The sequence below is a fragment of the Nocardiopsis sp. CNS-639 genome (genome assembly GCF_000381685.1).
Lineage (GTDB): Bacteria > Actinomycetota > Actinomycetes > Streptosporangiales > Streptosporangiaceae > Nocardiopsis > Nocardiopsis dassonvillei.
This window is the reverse complement of sequence record NZ_KB906855.1, coordinates 524,275-541,201: the sequence shown is the minus strand read 5'-3', so window position 1 is coordinate 541,201 and position 16,927 is coordinate 524,275. Positions and strand designations below refer to the sequence as shown.

Sequence of the window (16,927 nt, the reverse complement as noted above, 5' to 3'; positions counted from 1 at the left end):
CGTTCCGCACGGGCCGGGCATGACAGATGTCATGTGCTGACGGGGCCCGCCCGGTCCGGGCGCGCACCGGTCGCATGTCGGCGGGGGCGTCTAGCATCGGCCCCATGACCACTCTGTCCCAGCTGCGCAAGGCCGCGCTCGCCCTCCCGGAGGTCGAGGAGGGCACCCGCTCCGGCATGGTCGCGTTCTCGGTGCGCGGCAGGGCCTTCGCCTCGGTGACCGGGGACGGCCGGGTGCTGCTCCGCCTTCCGGACACCGAGACCGAGGCCGCGGTGGCCGCGCACCCGACCGGGGAGCGGTGGGTGCGGGCGGGCACGCCCGTCGGCTTCGGCGTGCCCCTGTCCGACGTGAACGGCCAGGACCTCAACGCCCTGGTCCGGCGGGCCTGGCTGTCCCGTGCGCCCCAGCGGCTGGCGGCGTCGGCCGAGGCCGCCGCGTCCGCGGTCCCGGGTGAGGTGGGGGACCTGCCCAGGGCCATCGGCGCACCGGCGACCCGGGCGCTCGCGGGGGCCGGACTGACCACCCTGGAACAGGTCGCCGCGCTCACCGAGGCCGAGCTGGGCGCGCTGCACGGGGTCGGGCCCAAGGCGGTGCGGATCCTGCGCGAGGCCCTGACCGAACGCGGGCTGTCCCCGCGCTGAGCGGGCCGGATGCCGGTCGGCGCCGGACGGGAGGGCGCGGGCCCCGGCACGGCCGGTGTTCCGGCGGGCCGGGGCGGGCGGTCCGCGTTCCCGTACGAGCCGGGTGCGGTGAGGCGTTCGCGGGTCCTGGCCGACCCTGGCCCCGCGGGACCGGGGGCGGCGGGTGCCGGTCGGCGCGCCCTCTGACGTGGTGGGGCGCTTCGGCGGGCCGGACCGCCTACGGATCAGGCCGCTCCGCCGGACCGGTCCGGCAGCCCGGCGGCGCGTCGCAGGCGCGCGAACTCCCCGATGAGCGGCCCCAGCTGCCAGTGCGCGTTGCGACCGCTGGGGTTGGGCAGCAGCCACACCCGGGCGCCGCCGATCTCCGCGTCCTGGGGACCCACCGCCGCGCGGCGCTCGGCGAAGGCCTCCCGGTAGGCCGTCACGCCCAGGACGGCCAGCCACCGGGGCCGCCACCGCAGGACCTTCTCCCGCAGTCTGCGCCCGCCCTCCACGTACTCCTCCCGGTCCAGCTCGTCCGCCTGGGCCGTGGCCCGCTCGACGACGTTGGTGATGCCCAGGCCCAGGGACAGCAGTTCGTCCTCCTCATCCGGCCTGAGCTGGCGCGGGGTGAAGCCGGACCCGTGCAGGGAGGGCCAGAAGCGCGTACCCGGCTTGGCGAAGTGGTGCCCGACCGCGCCCGAGGTCAGGCCGGGGTTGATCCCGCAGAAGAGCACGCTCAGGTCCTCGGCGATCACGTCCGGGACCAGCCTGTTCCGGGCCGCCTCCAACTCCGCCTTGCTCGGGCCGGGCCTGCGCGGTGCGGAGCGTGCGCGCGCACGCGCGGCCCCGGCCTTCGCTCCGCCCTTCGCCGCGCCCTCGGCTCGTCCACTCGCGGAATCCATGTGCCACCCTTCCGTGTGCGCTGTAGGTGACGCGGGCGACCGCGTCGCTGTCGCGGTCACCTGCCCGGGACCACTGTGCCCCAAGCACCGGAAGGGGTGAGCGCCCTCCCCGGGAACGGCGCTAGGCCTCCACCGCGGGCAGCAGGCGCAGCACCAGCGGGGCCGAACGCGGCTCGGGCAGTTCGGCGCCGTCGAGGACGACCAGACCGGCCCCAGGAGGCACGGGAGCCTTCGACCCCTCCCCGGGAGGGACCCGGCGGAACCGGAACTCGGGTTCGCCGACCTCCTCGCGCATCGCCGCCTCGTCCTCGGGTCCGGGCTGCCGCGCGGTCGAGCGGCTGGTCCGCCCCACCGCCTCCGGGGGGCCCGGGGCGGCGCCACCCCCTTGCGGCCTGGGCGGTGGCGTCCCGGGCACCAGCCACAGCGTCTCGCCGGGCGTGCACAGCCCGGCGAGCAGGCCGGGCAGGGTGTCTTCGGGGCCGGTGAGCCGCAGCGACGCGCTGCGGCCCTCGACCAGCCGTCCCAGGGCGGTGGCCTGCCCGTCCGAGAGCGCGACCGCCTCCAGCAGTTCCGCGGCCTCCTCCACCGGTGTCGCCGCCGAGGTGCCGCGCCGCAGCGGCCACCGGGGGAAGACCGGCCGGGGCCAGACGTAGGGCAGACCGCCGGGCGTGCCGGGGAACAGCGGTGCGTAGTGCGCCGGGTCCTTGTACACCAGGGCCGAGCGGTGCGACAGGTGCAGCGCGTCGTTGCCCAGCCACGGCGGGAGCATGTCGCGCTCCCACAGTTCCTCCTCCTCGGGGACGCGGTCCCCGGTGAAGGCCAGCAACGAGGGCAGCACCGAGTCGGCGTACCCGCGGCGGCGCCACTCGCGGCACACCGCCACCCCGTAACCCACCAGCGCGGGCACGAAGCCGCGCCACATCGCCACGGCGGGGTGGCGTTTCCACCCGTACTCGGGCCACACCAGGGCCCGCAGCACCTGCATGGTCTCCACCCGCTGCTTGCCCAGTCTGCGGTCGTCCAGCGCCCGCGCGCACTCGGCGAACCCTGGGTGGGGCAGGAAGGTCTGCATCGTCCCCCCGTCCGGCCCGCGGCGTTCTCGCCGGTCAGGCCTCTCGTGCGGTCCGCTACCCGTCCGCCGCCGGTGCTACCCCTGTCGCCGGTTCACCCCTCCTCGGTCAGTGCCCCTGCACCCTGCGTCCACCGGTCCGACCGGCGTCGGTGTCGCCTTCCCACCGGTCCGGTCGTGCCCGCCGGTCCGGCCGCACCCGTGCGGTGTCGCCCGTCCACCGCGCCGTTCCGGCCCCTCATCCCCGTGCGGTGTCGCCCGTCCACCGGTCCGGTCGCGCCCGTGCGGTGCCACCCCTCCACCGCCGCGCTCCGGCCGCCCCACCACTCCATGCGGTGCCCGACCGGCGTTCTCACCCACCTCTCACCTTCACCCCTGACCACGCGCCTACCAGGGGTTGCCGTTCCGGCTCTCAGGAACCTCTCAGGAAGTTCTCCGCCTCTTCGCAGGGGCGTCGGGTTGTGTCCTTCCCGTCGTCACCACCACCAGGACAGGAGGCACCGTGGTAGCACTACGCCACCCCGGTCCCGCCGGGAACGCCGGGCACGCCGCGAAGGCCGCACCGGCCGGTACTCCGACCGGGCCCGCCACCGGGGACCGGCTGAGGGCGCCGAGCAGGCTCCACGCCTTCAACCGCTACGAACTCAAGTACCTCGTCCCCGCCGACCAGGCCCGGGACGTACGCGCCGAACTCACCGCGCGCATGCGGGCCGACCGCAACGCCGGGCCCGACGGCTACGGCGTGTGGAGCCTGTACTACGACACCGACCGGCTGCGCTTCTACCACGAGAAGATCGAGGGCCTGAGGTTCCGCCGCAAGCTGCGCGTGCGTCGCTACGGCGAGGTCGGTCCGGCCGCCGAGGACACCCCCGTCTCCGTCGAGATCAAGCAGCGCGTCAACCGCGTCACCCAGAAGCGCCGCGTCCTGCTGCCCTACCACCTGGCCCGCGACCTGTGCGACCGGCGCGTGCGCGTGGAGCACCCCGGCGCCGACCAGGCCTTCGTGGACGAGGTCCTCGACCTCGTGCACCGCCTGGACCTGCGCCCGACCGCGATGACCGGGTACCGGCGCGAACCCTACGTCGGCACCGGCTCCGACCTGGGACTGCGGGTGACGCTGGACCACCGGGTGCGCGGGCGCGACCGCGACTTCGACCTGCGCGCCGAGGCCGAGAGCCGCTACATCATCAGCCCGCACCTGGCGGTCATGGAGGTCAAGGCCAACGAGCGCGCCCCCTACTGGGTCACCGACATGGCCGCCCGCTTCGGCCTCCAGGTGCAGCGCGTCTCCAAGTACTGCCAGAGCGTGGAGGCCCACGGCCTGGCCCCGCGCTCGGTCTTCCACCTGCCCGAGGAGGACGTCGTGGCGGAGGCGCGTCCGCTCGGTTCCGTGGTCGAAGAGCCTCCACCCGTCCCCGTGGCCGGGGGCGCGTCCTCCGGCCCCCGTTCCTGAACCCCGGTTCCCACCCGCTTCGTAAAGGCACACCCGCACCATGAACCTCGATTTCGGCGTCACCGACCTGTCCGGCACGTTCAGCGTCATGGACGTGGTCCTGTCCCTGACCCTGGCGTTCGTCACCAGCCTCGTGGTGGCCTGGACCTACCGCGCCACCCACCGCAACATCAGCTACTCGCAGAGCTACGTCCACACGCTGATCGTCCTGGGCATGCTCATCGCCCTGATCATGCTGGTGGTGGGCTCCAACATCGCCCGCGCCTTCGCCCTGGTCGGCGCGCTGTCGGTGGTGCGCTTCCGCAACGCCGTCAAGGAGACCCGCGACGTCGGGTTCATCTTCCTGGTGATGGGCGTGGGCATGGCCTGCGGCACGCGCTTCTACACGCTGGCGGTCATCGCCACCGTGGTCATCTGCGCGGTCGTGCTGCTCATGCACCGCTTCAACTGGTTCGCGCTCAACGTGCAGCGCCAGGTGGTCAAGGTCCAGGTCCCCGCGGACGGCGACGACTACGGACCCGTGATCGACGACGTGCTCATCCGCTTCACCGACGAGTACGAACTGATCAGCACCGAGACCGTGCGCGGCGGCTCCCTCCTGGAGACGGCCTACACCGCACGGCTGAAGAAGGGCGTCAAGCCCGGCGACGTCGTCCAGCGCCTGCGGGAGGTCAACGCGGGGCAGAAGGCGACCGTCCTGACCGGCTACGACCAGACGGACCTGTGACATGCGCGGACTCGATGATGAGGAGGGCGGCGGCGACACCGCCGCCGGGCGGCGCCAGCGCGGGCCCGCGCGTCTGCGGCACCGCCTTCCGGTGCGCCTGCGACAGCACTGGAGGAGCACCGCCGTCGTGTGCGCCGCGCTGCTCGCCCTGGTCCTGGTCTTCGGAGAGGCGCGGGTGCGCCCCTACGTCACCTCCGAGTTGGTCTCGCAGGACGCCGTCACCCAGGACATCGAGGGCGAGGGCGACCTGTTCGACGGCGGAGAGCACACGATCGAGGTGAGCTTCGACCAGACCGAGTACGCCGACATGATGAGCACCTTCCGCGAGGAGGGCGAGAAGGAGTACATCCGGGCCGACGCCACCATCGACGGCACCACCGTCGAGGACGTCGGACTCCGCCTCAAGGGCAACTCGACCCTGATGAGCCTGCGCGGCGACTCCGGGGCAGGGGCGGCGCCCGGCCAAGGGGGTCGGCAGCGGGAGGGGACCGGTACGGACACCGGCGCCGAGGGCGCCGGCGGTGCCGCTGACGGGACGACCGGCGCGGCGGCCGACACCGGGGGCGAACAGGGAACCGGTCCGGGCGGCGGGGGAGCGGCCGGGCCGGGCTCGGTCACCCTGTCCGAGGACGAGCCGGAGAACCTCCCCTGGCTGATCAGCTTCGAGGAGTTCGTCTCCGGCCGGGCCTACCAGGGGCACACCGAGATCGCCCTGCGCCCGGCGACGGCGACCTCCGACACCGCGCTCAACGAGGCCCTGGCCCTGGAGCTGACGGCGGCGGCCGGGCAGACCAGGCAGGACTACACGTTCACCTCGTTCGCGGTCAACGGCGGCGAGGAGGTGCCGCGCCTGCTGCTGGACGCGCCCGACGCCGCCTGGGCCGACGGGTACGGGGACGGCGTGCTCTACAAGGGCCGCGCCGGAGGCTCCTTCGACTACCTGGGCGGGGACGCCACCGACTACGAGGAGGCCTTCGACCAGGTCAACGGCGAGGGCGCCCACGACCTCCAGCCGGTGATGGACCTGCTGCGGTTCGTGGCCGAGTCCGACGACGAGGAGTTCGCCCGCGAGCTGGACGAGCACCTGGACACCGAGTCCTTCGCCCGCTACCTCGCGCTCCAGAGCCTGATGTCCAACAGCGACGGCATGGACGGCCCGGGCAACAACTACTACCTGTGGTACGACACCGCCCAGGAGCGGTTCACCGTCCTGTCCTGGGATCTGAACCTGTCCTTCGGCGGTATGGGCGGCATGGTCGGCGGTGGGGGAGCGATGCCGGAGGGGGCGCAGCTCCCCGGCGGGGGCACACCCCCCGAGGGGACGGAACCGCCGGAGGGCATGGAGGCGCCCGGGGGGATGCCCGCGCCAGGAGAAGGGGAGGCGGTCGGGGGCGGCATGTCCATGGGCGGCAGCGGGGCGCTCAAGGAGCGCTTCCTCGCCGACGAGGGCTTCCACCGCCTCTACGAGGAGGTCTACGCCGACCTCTACCAGGACCTCGTCGGGAGCGGCACCGCCACCGAACTCCTGGAGTCGGCCGTCTCCCGGGCCGGGGCCGCTGGCGACGCGGGGGCCGACGCCGCGGGCGAGCAGCTCGCCGAGCGGATCGCCGCCGTCTCCCCGGCAATCGAGTGAGGCGGGCCCCGCGGGCCTCCCGCGCGCGAAGCCCGCGGGTCCCTCCGCGCCAGCCGAGATTGAAGACGGCCCGTGCCTACGATCCAGGCGTCATGCGGCGCACCATGGAAGTCATGCAAGGTCTGCGTGATGAAGCTCTGGGCTTTGGCCACCGCTCGTGCTCATAGCCGGAATGACCACGTCCGAGCCGGCCACCGGCACCTCTTACACACGCCCCGGTGCTTGCTGTGCTGTGTCCAGTACGGGAACCGCGTTTCCCGGGGCGTCCAGCCACGCCTGCTGACCGTGTGGTGTGACCGTCACACCGAACCGTGTGTGCGAGGGCTTGCCCGCATCCACCCACCATCGGTGGGACGACTCCAGTTCCGTGAACAGCCTTCGTGGTCCGTGCTGGCGCACGGCATACCCGGCACTCTCAGGTTCGACGCGCCATGACGCCCACGACCGCGAACCCGGGTCCATCAGGCAGACCGTGTACCGCTCAGAGGCGGGATCGTCGTGGTCGTAGACCAGAGTCGACGTCATTCCCGGAACACGCAGGCCTATCGCGAAGCTGGCGTCGAAGTCACCCACGGGCTCATAGGGGTGCAACCGCGTACTCGCTTCACTGACGTCGTGTTCGGCCCGTACCCGGTCCTCGACGGAGCCGTGCGGGGGGCGTTGGGCCCGCGTCCACATGAACGCGGCATCGCCGTCGAAGCGGCCCACCGCCACCCCGCGGTCGACCTTGAGCCGCAGCAGTGCCCCGCTGTGGAAGGCCGCGCCGAACGGAACAACCACAATCCCGCCTGGTCGGGTCTGTTCCACCCAGGCATAGGGGACGGTGCCGACGGCCGCGGTCGCCACAACCCGATCGAACGGGGCCCGCGGCGGGTACCCCTTCTCTCCGAAGGCACCCGCCTGCTCGTGTCAGCCATGAACGCTCAGATCCACAACTATGCCGCGTCCGGCGAAGAACTCCCCGAAGGTCTTCGCTGCCAGGGCCGCGGACCGGGAGGCGGGAGTGTGGCCCGAGGGGTTGCGCAGGTGCACCAGGCCCTCGCGGTGGCCCACGACCAGCACCAGGTGCCCACCCCTGCCGGGTGCGGCCAGGCGCGGTCGCCGGATCTCCTTGTGGACCGAGGCGATGACCATACGCCCCCGGTCGAGTTCGTCGAGCACGTCCGCCACCCCCATGCCGGTGCGCACCCGCGCCTCCAGCCCGTGGGTTCGGCGTACGTGGTCGACGAAGGGAGCGTAGACCAGCCCGTGAATGCTGCCGTCGGCGCGTTCGACGTAGCCGCCCGCGGCGCGCACTTGGCGCACCAGGTGCATCAGCGGCGGCGCCCACCCGTCCCGGTGGATCAGGACCATGCGCAGGCACACTGTTCCGCAGGCGTGTCCGCACCAGCGGCCGTACTCGGCCCGGTCGGCCGCTCCGGAGGAGGCCCACCGCGGGTCCCGGCCGGAGTCGTGTCCGCGGTAGGCGATCGCCTCGATCAACTCTGCGGAGGCGTACTGGGTGAGGGGCTCCACGTCCTCGTGCAGTGTGTCCCGTCCCTGGCATGCCAGACACCCCACTGTGCGCCCCGCTTCCTTCGGTGACCACGACGGGGTCGAGCGTAACGAATCGCTGGGCCAAGGCGGGGCTGACTAGAAGTATCGCCAACCCGCGATCGTAGGCGGCACGCAGCCCACGAGCGATCGAGCTCTTGCCCGACCCCGAGTTGCCGCGGACCACCAGCAGACGGGTGCGGGGGCTTCCCGTGGAGGTCATGGCCGCGACCTTACCGATCACCCGCCGCAGGCGGACCACCTTCATCGGAACAGGGATCAGGAAAAAGCCGCACGCCCGATGGTGCCCGTGGTTGCACAGCCTCGTGCCTGGAACCGGCCGACGGGCGCACGGTGCCAATGCGCAACGAGCAGTCATCCGAATATACGTATGATGCGTTCAGCGATCTGGCGTACCGTACCGGGCGGGTTGTGCGGGCTCGCTGCTCCGGACGGGCCCAGCTGGAAGAACCACCCCAGTGCGACCAGGCGACGAAAGCCACGGACCCGTGCACCCTCGCCTTGGGCCAGGGGGATGTGAGCTAGGAGCAGATCCGTATCCAGGGAACCGTCGATACGGGAGATGTGCTCGACGAGCTCGCCGATTTCGAAGGCCCGGTCCGTGCGCCCGGAGTCCTCCCAGTCGACCAGCCGCACACACCTGGTGTCCTGGTCCCACAGCAGATTCGCGTGGTTGCCGTCGGCCAGCCCCAGGACGGGCGGGTAAGGATTGGCCAGGAGCTCGTCGGGTTCGGTGGTGGCCAGCCACTCTGTTGCCTGAACGCGGGCCTCCCGGACCAACGCATCGTTTCCGAGGTCGGGGCAAGCATCGGCCAGAGCACGGACCTTGGCCACGGCCGTGGCCGGCCCCCAAGCTGCGGGCGCGATCGTCTCCACCACCGCGGTCGGGATCTGGTGCAGCCGCGCTAGAGCTGCGGTGAGCGCGATGACCTGCTCGTCTGTGGCGCGCTGCCCGCGCAGGACACGACCAGGCAATCGGCTCATCACGATGGTGGGCGGATCACCGGCCAGGTCCGCCGTCACCGGACGGGGAGCCAGACCGGGCGCGTAGCGGTTCAGGACCGTCAACGCGGCCCACTCCCGATAGGGCTCCCCCCGTCTCCAACCGGTGTAGCGCTTGGTCACCAGGTCGCCGTTGAACTCCAGGTGGTGGGTACTGAAGCCGGTGGCCACTGCGTGTCTCGTTCCGGGTGTGATGGAGGCTCTGACATGTCCTGAGTTTGGTGGAGCCGTGTTTCCGGATTCTCAGGTCACGGTGCTCGGTTTTTCGTTCTCGAACTCTAATAGCTGCGCAACGGCCCCGGATCGGTCCTTCCCGGGCGCCGACCGTGTCCCCGGGGGGCTCCCCCCGGGGACACGGGAGGGGTCAGACCCCGAACGCGGCGGGGTAGCCGATGGTGCCGGTCGGGACGGGGCGGTCACCGTCCAGGGCCATGGCCATCATGGCCTCGTCGGGAACCTCGAAGGGCGCCCGGATACCGAAGCGGGAGGCCGGGGTGAAGCCGAACCGCGGGTAGTAGTCGGCGTGGCCCAGGACGAGGACGAGGTTCTCCCCCATGGCCCGGGCGGCGCCCAGGCCAGCGCGGATCGCGGCCGAACCGGCCCCGGTGCGCTGGGCGGAGGGCGCCACCGCGCACGGGGCCAGGGCGAGGGCGGGTTCGCCGTCGACGTGGCAGCGGCTGAGCAGCGCGTACCCGACCGGAGTGCTCTCAGGGGTCGTGGCGACCATCGACAGGCCCTCGATCCACGCCCCGGGGTCGGCGCGCAGGGCGTCGACGATGTCGGCCTCGGCTTCGGTGGGGAAGGCCGCCAGGAGGATGTCGCGGATGGCGGGGATGTCGTCGGCGGTCTCGGTGCGGGTGGTCCAGGTGGTCATGGTTCCGTTCTCGGTGTCGTCGTGGGGTCGGAGCGGGTGGGCGGCGTCGGCGCCCCGGCGGGTGTCGTCGGTGTCCTTCACCGCTGGCGATCCCGGAACCGGTAGGTGGCGCGCAGGTGCCGGGTGATGTCCTTCCTGGCGGCCTCGCGGTCGGCGCGCAGCCTCGCGTCGGTGCGGGAGGCGGCGTAGGCGTTCTCCCGGAGCAGCTGGTGGTAGCTGTCCAACCTGCGGTGGGGGATCTCTCCCGTCTCGACGGCGGCCAGCACCGCGCAGCCCGGTTCGCTCGTGTGGGAGCAGTCGGTGAACCGGCACTCCTGCGCGAGGTGCTCGATCTCGGCGAAGGTCTGTTCCAGGCCTCCCCGGGCGTCGTGCAGGCCGATCGCCCGCAGGCCGGGAGTGTCCAACAGCACGCCCCCGCCGGGCAGCGGGAGCAGCTCCCGCCGGGAAGTGGTGTGCCGTCCCTTGCCGTCCGCCTCCCGGACGGCGCCGGTGGCCAGCAGGTCCTGGCCCAGCAGCCGGTTGCCCAGGGTGGACTTGCCCGCCCCGGAGGGGCCGAGCAGCACGACGGTGCCGTTGAGGGCGGCGGTCAGGACGTCCAAGCCCTGCCCCGTCTCGGCACTGGTGACCAGCACGTCCACACCGGCGGCCACCTGTGACACCTGTTCCTGCGCCGAGGGCAGGTCCGCGCACGCGTCGGCCTTGGTCAGGACCACGACCGGTTGGGCGCCGCTCTCCCACGCCAGGGCGAGCATGCGTTCGGTGCGGCCGTGCTTGAGCGGTGCGGCCAGGGAGACCGTCACCACGACGGTGTCGACGTTGGCGGCCAGGAGCTGGCCGTGCGAGGTCCGTGAGGCCGAGGCGCGCACCAGGGTGGTGCGTCGCTCCAGGACCTCGTGCAGGAGCGGTGCGGCGCCGGTGAGGGGGCGCAGGGCCGCCCAGTCGCCGGTGCACGGCGCCGTCAGCGGATCGCTCCGGTCCGCGGCGCCGGGGATGTCCGCGCGGACGGTTCCGGTGTCGGTGACGGCTTCGCACGAGCCGCGGTCGGCCCGGACGACGCGGGCCGGGATCAGCCCGTCGGCGCGATGGGGGGTGAAGGCGCGCTCGCGCGCCTGGTCCCAGCCGTAGTCCGCCAGGGAGTACGGCTGAGCATGATGCGAAAGGGATTGAGACAACGTAGAGACCCTAGAAAAGGGGCCCCGATGAGCACGGAGTACTGCCTCCTGGGAGCTGTCAGGGCTCCGACAGGGGGATCAGCGTCAGGTCAGACCGGGGCCCGGGACGTGAGGATGGTCCGACGGGCGCCGCGCAGGGCAGCGGCCTTCACCGCAGACATCAACTCACCTCCCACTTCTGGTCCCGCAGCCGACCGGGTTGTCTCTGCGCCGACGATGGTAGCACGGAGGCGGGAAGCCCTCGGCCCCGCCGAGGATGCGGTGGGGTCCGGGCGCTTCGGTCAGACCGGTGAGCATGCCGGTCAGCGGCCCGCCGATCCCCTCCCGGCCGGCCCGCGTCCGGGGCAGCGGCAGGAGGCGGCGGGGAAGCTCGGCGCCCGTGCACACGACGGGGCCGCCCCCGTTCCACGCGGTCAGCTCGAACGGGCGGGAGGTGTCGGTGACGAGACCATCCCGTCGGCCGGGCCTTGGACGAATCGTTCCGAGGGGTCAGCCCAGCGGCAGCACCACGGTGAAGACGCAGCCCCCTCCCGGCGGCGACTCGACGGTGACGTAGCCGTCGTGGGCGGCCACGAAGGCCGCGCTGATGGCCAGGCCCAGCCCCGTCCCGGCCCGCTCGCGGGGCCCGTCCGCCCGGTAGAACCGGTCGAACACCCGGGGCAGCTCCCCGGCGGGGATGCCGGGTCCCTCGTCGCGTACCGCTATGACCGCCACCTCCGCCACCCCCGGCGGTAGCGCGCCCGCGCGGGCCGGTCCCGGAGGCGGCGGGTCCTGGGTCCGGTTCACCGACACCCGCACCGGCGTGCCCTCGGGCGTGTGGGTCAGGGCGTTGCCGACGAGGTTCTCCAGCACCTGGCGGATCCGGTCGCCGTCGCCCACCGCCCGCACGGGCCCCTCGGCCTCCAGCGCCACGGGCGTGCGCGGGGCCCGGGCCCGGGCGCTGAGCACCACCCGTTCCGCGATGGCGACCAGTTCCATGTCGGAGTGCTCCAGCCGCGGCGCCTCGTCCAGGCGTGAGAGCGTCAGCAGGTCGTCCACCATGCTCCCCATCCGCCCGGCCTCGTCCTCGATCCGCGACATCCACCGGTCCGCCCGGGCGTCCTCGGCGACCAGCCCCCGACCCCTGCCCTGCCGGTACAGCTCGGCGAACCCCCGGATCGAGGACAGCGGCGTGCGCAGCTCGTGGGAGGCGTCCGCGACGAAGCGCCGCGTCGTCTCGACCGCGCGGTCCCGCTCGCCCAGGGCCCGGGTCAGCTCACCGAGCATCGTGTTGAGGGAGGCACCCAGCCGACCCGTCTCGGTGGCCGGGTCCTGGAGCGGGATCCGCCGGTCCAGGTCGCCCCCGGCGATGGCCCGCGCCGTGGACTCGATCTCCCGCAGCGGCCGCAGCTGGAACCGCACGATCGCCGCGGTACCGAACCCCACGGCCGCCAGCACCACCAGTCCCGTCACGGCCTCGATGAGCACGAGCCGGTCGAGCGTGCCCTCGATCCCGTCCAGGGACTGGGCGGTCATGAGGACGCCGCCGTCCTCCCGGGCCGTGGTCAGCACCCGCCAGTCGCCCTCGCCCCCGGTTCCGGGCAGCGTGAACGGCTCCCCGGACCGCGCCCGCAACTCCTCGGCCGGTACCGCCGACACGTCCGGCAGACCGTCGTCGGAGCCGGTCTGTCCCACGCTGTCCACCACGTCGCCGTCGGCGTCGATCACCAGCGTGCGCAGGTCGGTGGGCAGCGGAGGCGGCTGCGCCCCGACAGGCGGCTCCACCCGCTCGGCCGCGTACCGGGGCGCGGGCAGGGTCCGCAGCCGGTGGTCGACCTCCTCGGTCAGCGAACGCTGGAGCAGCAGGGTGGCGACCGCGCCGAAGGCGGCCAGGCACACGGCGGCCAGGCACAGCACCGCCAGGGGGATCCGGCCGCCCAGGCCCCGTGGCCAGCGGAGCCCGCGGCGGCCGCTCACCCGTTCCCCCCGGCCGCCAGGCGCAGGCTGTAGCCCACGCCCCGCACGGTGTGGATCAGGGCGGGGCGGCCCGCGTCGACCTTGCGGCGCAGGTAGCTGACGTAGGTCTCCACGACGCGGATGTCGTCGCTCTCCCCGCCCCACACCCGGTCCAGGATCTGCGCCTTGCTGACGACCTTGCCCGCGTTGAGCATGAGGTAGCGCAGGAGCGCGAACTCGGTGGGCGAGAGCCGTACCGGCGCTCCCGCGCGGCGCACCTGGTGCCCCTCCTCGTCCAGTTCCAGGTCGGCGTAGCGCAGGGGCTCGGCGCCCTCGGAGCCGCGGCGGCCCGACCTGCGCAGGATCGCGTTCAGCCGCAGCACGACCTCCTCCAGGCTGAAGGGCTTGGTGACGTAGTCGTCGGCGCCGGCCCGCAGGCCCGCCACCCGGTCCTGGACCGTGTCGCGCGCGGTCAGGAACAGCACCGGCAGGCCGGGCACGACCCCGCGCAGGTCACCGGCCAGGTCCAGGCCGCTGCGGCCGGGCAGGGTCACGTCCAGGACGGCGATGTCGGGGGTGAACCCGTCCAGCGCGCCCAGGGCGGCCTCCGCGTCGGGCGCGCCGCGCGTGGCGAAGCCGCTCAGCTCCAGGGAGGCGGTGAGCAGTTCGAGGATGTTGGGCTCGTCCTCGACGATGAGGGCCCGGGCCGCCGGAGCGGCGGTGCCGGAGGGCGCGTGGGGCATGCGGGAGTCCTGAAGGTTCGTGGTGCGTACGAACACGAAAGGTTACGGGCCGTGGGCAAGAGTTCGGTGAGAACCCTCCGGCATCAGGAGACACCGCCGTGCGGGTCACTGGAACGGTTGACGCACCGCGACGCGCGGTATACCGCTGGTACACGTTCGGGACCGGGAGGGTTGGTCGTATGGGTGGTGTCCACGGGTTTTCCGCAGGTCGGGTCCGCGCAACCCGGCCGGGGGATTCGCCTGGGTCCACGGCCGGACCCAGGCCGCCCGTGCCTCCAGGCCCCGGGGCCGTCAGCGGATCGACCGCGCCCACAGCCGACCCCGGGGAACCCGTACCCGGGCCCGCGTCCCAGGCCGCGTCCCCCGGGCCCACACCCCTCGTATCCGAGGCTCGGCCTGACGCACCCACCCGGGCCCGCCGCCTCCGGGCGGGCGCCGCGTGATCGTCATCGGCCTGTCCTCGGGAACCTCGGCCGACGGCATCGACGTCGCCGCCGCCCGCTTCGCCCTGGACGGGGACCTCGTCCTCCTGACCCCGCTGGGGCACCGCACCGAGCCCTATCCCGGCGCCCTGCGGGAGGAGATCCGCAGTGTCCTCCCCCCGGCCCGCACGACCATGGAGGCCGTCTGCCGGCTCGACACCCGCATCGGCCGGGCGTTCGCCGACGCGGCGCTGCGCGCGGTCGGTGAACTCGCCGGGGGACGGGCCGACCTGGTGGCCTCGCACGGCCAGACCCTGTTCCACTGGGCCGATCAACGGGCCGACGGCGCCACGGTCCACGGCACCCTCCAACTGGGCCAGCCCGCCTGGATCGCCGAGGCCACCGGCCTGCCCGTGGTCTCGGACCTGCGCACGGCCGACGTGGCCGCGGGCGGTCAGGGCGCGCCGCTGGCCAGCCTGCTCGACGCCCTCCTGCTCGGAGCGCGCCCCGAACCCACCGCCGCCCTCAACCTCGGCGGCATCGCCAACGTCACCGTCCTGCGGGGCGGGGAGGCGCCGCTGGCCTTCGACACCGGCCCCGGCAACGCCCTGCTCGACGCCGCCGCGCGCCGGGTGAGCGGCGGCCGCGCCGACTTCGACGCCGACGGGGCCCTCGCCCGCTCCGGCCGCCCCGACCCCGCCCTGCTCAAGCACCTGCTCGCCGAGCCCTACTACCGCCTGCCCCCGCCCAGGACCACCGGGCTGGAGCTGTTCGGTCCCGGCTACCTCGACGCGGCGCTGCGCGCCACCGGCACGCCCGACGACGCGGACCTGATGGCCACCCTGGTCGAACTCACCGCCGCCACCGTCGCCGACGCGCTGCGCCCCCACGGCGTGGTCGAGGTGCTCGCCTCGGGCGGCGGCACCCGCAACCCGGTCCTCATGGAACGCCTCGCCGACCGGCTCCGACCGGCGAGGCTGGCCGCGTTCGACGCCCTGGGGCTGGACAGCGACGCCAAGGAGGCCTACCTGTTCGCGCTGATCGGCTTCCTCACCTGGCACGGGCTCCCCGGTTCCGTGCCCTCCTGCACCGGAGCCCGCCGTGCGCCGGTGGCCGGGCGCCTCACGCCGGGCGCCTCACCGCTCCGGCTCCCCGAACCCGCGGCCACCGTCCCCGCGCGCCTGCGCGTGGAGGCACGGGACCGGCGGGCCCCCGCCCCCCATCACCCGGAGTAGCGCAGTGCAGACAATCGACCTCGTGGTCATCGCGGTGTACCTGCTGGGATCGGCCTGGCTCGGCCTCAGGCTCTCCGGCCGACAGCGCGATATCAAGGACTACTTCATCGGCAACCGGCAGCTGCCCTGGTGGGCGGTGTGCCTGTCGGTGGTGGCCACCGAGACCAGCGCCCTGACCGTGATCAGCATCCCCGGCGTGGCCTACCTGGGCAACGTCACGTTCCTTCAGGTGGCGGTCGGCTACCTGATCGGGCGGGTGGTCGTGGCCTTCGTGCTGCTGCCTCGCTACTACCGGGGCGAGATGACCACGGCCTACGCCTACCTCGGCATCCGCTTCGGCCGCGGCATGCAGGGCACGGCCTCGGTCGCGTTCCTGTTCACGCGGCTGCTCGCGGACGGGGTGCGGCTGTTCGCGGCGGCCATCCCCGTCAAGATCATCCTGGACTCCTACGGGGTGGACCTGTCCTACTTCGCGATCATCGCCCTGCTGGGCGTGGTCACGGTCCTGTACACCTTCGTCGGCGGCATCCGGGCCGTGGTCTGGGTGGACGTCCTGCAGATGGCGGTGTACGCGGTCGGCGGCGTCGTCGCCCTGGCGGTCATCGCGGGCGGCCTCGACGTGAACTTCCTGGCGGTGGCCGCCGACGCGGGCAAGACCCAGTTCCTCGACTTCACCTCGAACCCGGTCTCGGCCCCCTACGCGACGGTCACCGCGGTCCTGGGCGGCGCCCTGCTCTCCACCGCCTCCCACGGCGCCGACCAGATCATCGTGCAGCGGCTGCTGGGCTGCCGCAGCCTGCGCGACGCCCAGAAGGCGGTGATCGGCAGCGCCGTCGTGGTGTTCTTCCAGTTCGCCCTGTTCCTGGCCGTGGGCCTGGCGCTGTACGCCTACTACGAGGGCGCCTCGGTGGAGGAGCTGGGCCTGGCCAACTCCGACGAGCTCTTCCCGACGTTCATCGTGGAGGGGCTGCCGGCCGGCCTGTCGGGCCTGCTGCTGGCGGGGATCCTGGCCGCGGCGATGAGCACTTTGTCGTCCTCACTGTCGGCGCTGTCCTCCTCGACCATGGCCGACCTGTACGAGCGGTTCAGCAGGCGCACGCTCACCGACGCCCAGGGCCTGCGGCTGGGCAGGCTGTTCACCCTCGGCTGGGGGCTGGTCTTCATCGGGGCGGCGGCGATGTTCACCGGCACCGACAACCCGGTCGTGGAGCTGGGCCTGTCCGTGGCCAGCCTGACCTACGGCGGCCTGCTGGGCGCGTTCTTCCTGGGACTGTGGGTGCGCCGGGCCCGCCAGCTCGACGCGATCGTCTCCTTCGCGGTCGCGGTGGCCACCATGGTCTGGCTGTTCCTCTTCCAGCCCGACCTGGTCGGCTTCACCTGGTACACGGCGATCGGCACGACCATCGTGCTGGGCCTGGGCTACCTGCTGTCGCTGCGCCACCGCGACGCCGCGCCCCGCCCCGGGGAGGCGCCGGGGGAGCCCTCCGACGCCGGAACCGGGGAGGGTTCCGGCGCCGCGACCGGCCGGGCGCCCCGCGCGGAGGGCGAGCCCACCCCGGCGGACGAGGGGGAGCGGCCCTGAC

14 protein-coding genes and 1 pseudogene are annotated in these 16,927 nt (G+C 73.2%); 6 read left to right on the top strand and 9 right to left on the bottom strand.

Annotated features, from left to right (window positions below; translation table 11 throughout):
• Positions 1–104: 104 nt before the first annotated feature.
• Positions 105–641 carry a hypothetical protein gene (locus G011_RS0105050; protein ID WP_019607539.1) on the top strand — a complete coding sequence of 179 codons (537 nt, stop codon included), beginning with the start codon at positions 105–107 and terminating at the stop codon, positions 639–641.
• A 224-nt stretch (positions 642–865) separates the two neighbouring features.
• On the opposite strand, the gene mug is transcribed toward G011_RS0105050, so the two are convergent.
• Positions 866–1,411 (bottom strand): G/U mismatch-specific DNA glycosylase, encoded by a 546-nt coding sequence (mug, locus tag G011_RS0105045; RefSeq protein WP_013152847.1) that lies wholly within the window; start codon positions 1,409–1,411, stop codon positions 866–868.
• 235 nt (positions 1,412–1,646) lie between these two features.
• Entirely contained in the window at positions 1,647–2,597 is a 951-nt protein-coding gene (locus G011_RS0105040) for an MSMEG_6728 family protein (protein ID WP_019607538.1), read from the bottom strand.
• Between the two features lie 499 nt (positions 2,598–3,096).
• On the opposite strand from G011_RS0105040, the gene G011_RS0105035 reads away from it, so the two are divergent.
• Genes G011_RS0105035 through G011_RS0105025 form a run of 3 tightly spaced genes read left to right on the top strand, consistent with a single transcriptional unit; the run spans position 3,097 to position 6,407 of the window.
• Positions 3,097–4,047: a polyphosphate polymerase domain-containing protein gene (locus G011_RS0105035; protein WP_019607537.1), complete on the top strand. Its 951-nt coding sequence runs from the start codon at positions 3,097–3,099 to the stop codon at positions 4,045–4,047.
• A gap of 40 nt (positions 4,048–4,087) precedes the next feature.
• On the top strand, positions 4,088–4,774 hold the full coding sequence (locus G011_RS0105030; RefSeq protein ID WP_019607536.1) for a DUF4956 domain-containing protein: 687 nt from the start codon (positions 4,088–4,090) through the stop codon (positions 4,772–4,774).
• 1 nt (position 4,775) lies between these two features.
• A complete protein-coding gene (locus G011_RS0105025) occupies positions 4,776–6,407 on the top strand; it encodes a CotH kinase family protein (RefSeq protein WP_019607535.1) in 1,632 nt (543 codons plus the stop codon).
• A gap of 204 nt (positions 6,408–6,611) precedes the next feature.
• Here G011_RS0105025 and G011_RS31620 read toward each other — a convergent pair.
• The 7 genes and pseudogenes from G011_RS31620 to G011_RS0104990 form a co-directional block, all read right to left on the bottom strand.
• Positions 6,612–7,283 (bottom strand): annotated as a pseudogene (locus G011_RS31620) (protein-L-isoaspartate(D-aspartate) O-methyltransferase); the annotation flags it as partial.
• A 33-nt stretch (positions 7,284–7,316) separates the two neighbouring features.
• The gene (locus G011_RS31615; RefSeq protein WP_231391376.1) at positions 7,317–7,922 is read right to left on the bottom strand and encodes a C39 family peptidase; all 606 of its coding nucleotides are present in this window, start codon (positions 7,920–7,922) and stop codon (positions 7,317–7,319) included.
• 393 nt (positions 7,923–8,315) lie between these two features.
• A complete protein-coding gene (locus tag G011_RS30940; protein ID WP_019607532.1) occupies positions 8,316–9,134 on the bottom strand; it encodes an aminoglycoside phosphotransferase family protein in 819 nt (272 codons plus the stop codon).
• Between the two features lie 193 nt (positions 9,135–9,327).
• On the bottom strand, positions 9,328–9,837 hold the full coding sequence (locus G011_RS0105005) for a GNAT family N-acetyltransferase (RefSeq protein WP_026338031.1): 510 nt from the start codon (positions 9,835–9,837) through the stop codon (positions 9,328–9,330).
• A gap of 77 nt (positions 9,838–9,914) precedes the next feature.
• Positions 9,915–11,009, bottom strand: a complete 1,095-nt coding sequence (gene rsgA / locus G011_RS0105000; RefSeq protein WP_019607530.1) for a ribosome small subunit-dependent GTPase A — start codon at positions 11,007–11,009, stop codon at positions 9,915–9,917.
• 489 nt (positions 11,010–11,498) lie between these two features.
• The gene (locus G011_RS0104995) at positions 11,499–12,965 is read right to left on the bottom strand and encodes a cell wall metabolism sensor histidine kinase WalK (protein ID WP_019607529.1); all 1,467 of its coding nucleotides are present in this window, start codon (positions 12,963–12,965) and stop codon (positions 11,499–11,501) included.
• On the bottom strand, positions 12,962–13,687 hold the full coding sequence (locus G011_RS0104990) for a response regulator transcription factor (protein ID WP_019607528.1): 726 nt from the start codon (positions 13,685–13,687) through the stop codon (positions 12,962–12,964). The genes G011_RS0104995 and G011_RS0104990 overlap by 4 nt, the downstream gene beginning before the upstream one ends.
• Before the next feature lie 439 nt (positions 13,688–14,126).
• On the opposite strand from G011_RS0104990, the gene G011_RS0104985 reads away from it, so the two are divergent.
• Positions 14,127–15,344 (top strand): anhydro-N-acetylmuramic acid kinase, encoded by a 1,218-nt coding sequence (locus G011_RS0104985; protein WP_019607527.1) that lies wholly within the window; start codon positions 14,127–14,129, stop codon positions 15,342–15,344.
• A gap of 4 nt (positions 15,345–15,348) precedes the next feature.
• Positions 15,349–16,926, top strand: a complete 1,578-nt coding sequence (locus tag G011_RS0104980; protein ID WP_019607526.1) for a sodium:solute symporter — start codon at positions 15,349–15,351, stop codon at positions 16,924–16,926.
• The last annotated feature ends 1 nt before the right edge of the window (position 16,927 follow it).

What these genes read in the sequence shown, in the direction of transcription:
- G011_RS0105050 (WP_019607539.1), top strand. Translation starts at nt 105, where the DNA reads ATGACCACTCTGTCCCAGCTGCGCAAGGCCGCGCTCGCCCTCCCGGAG.
- G011_RS0105040 (WP_019607538.1), bottom strand. Translation starts at nt 2,597, where the DNA reads ATGCAGACCTTCCTGCCCCACCCAGGGTTCGCCGAGTGCGCGCGGGCG.
- G011_RS0105030 (WP_019607536.1), top strand. Translation starts at nt 4,088, where the DNA reads ATGAACCTCGATTTCGGCGTCACCGACCTGTCCGGCACGTTCAGCGTC.
- G011_RS0105025 (WP_019607535.1), top strand. Translation starts at nt 4,776, where the DNA reads ATGCGCGGACTCGATGATGAGGAGGGCGGCGGCGACACCGCCGCCGGG.
- G011_RS0105005 (WP_026338031.1), bottom strand. Translation starts at nt 9,837, where the DNA reads ATGACCACCTGGACCACCCGCACCGAGACCGCCGACGACATCCCCGCC.
- G011_RS0104990 (WP_019607528.1), bottom strand. Translation starts at nt 13,687, where the DNA reads ATGCCCCACGCGCCCTCCGGCACCGCCGCTCCGGCGGCCCGGGCCCTC.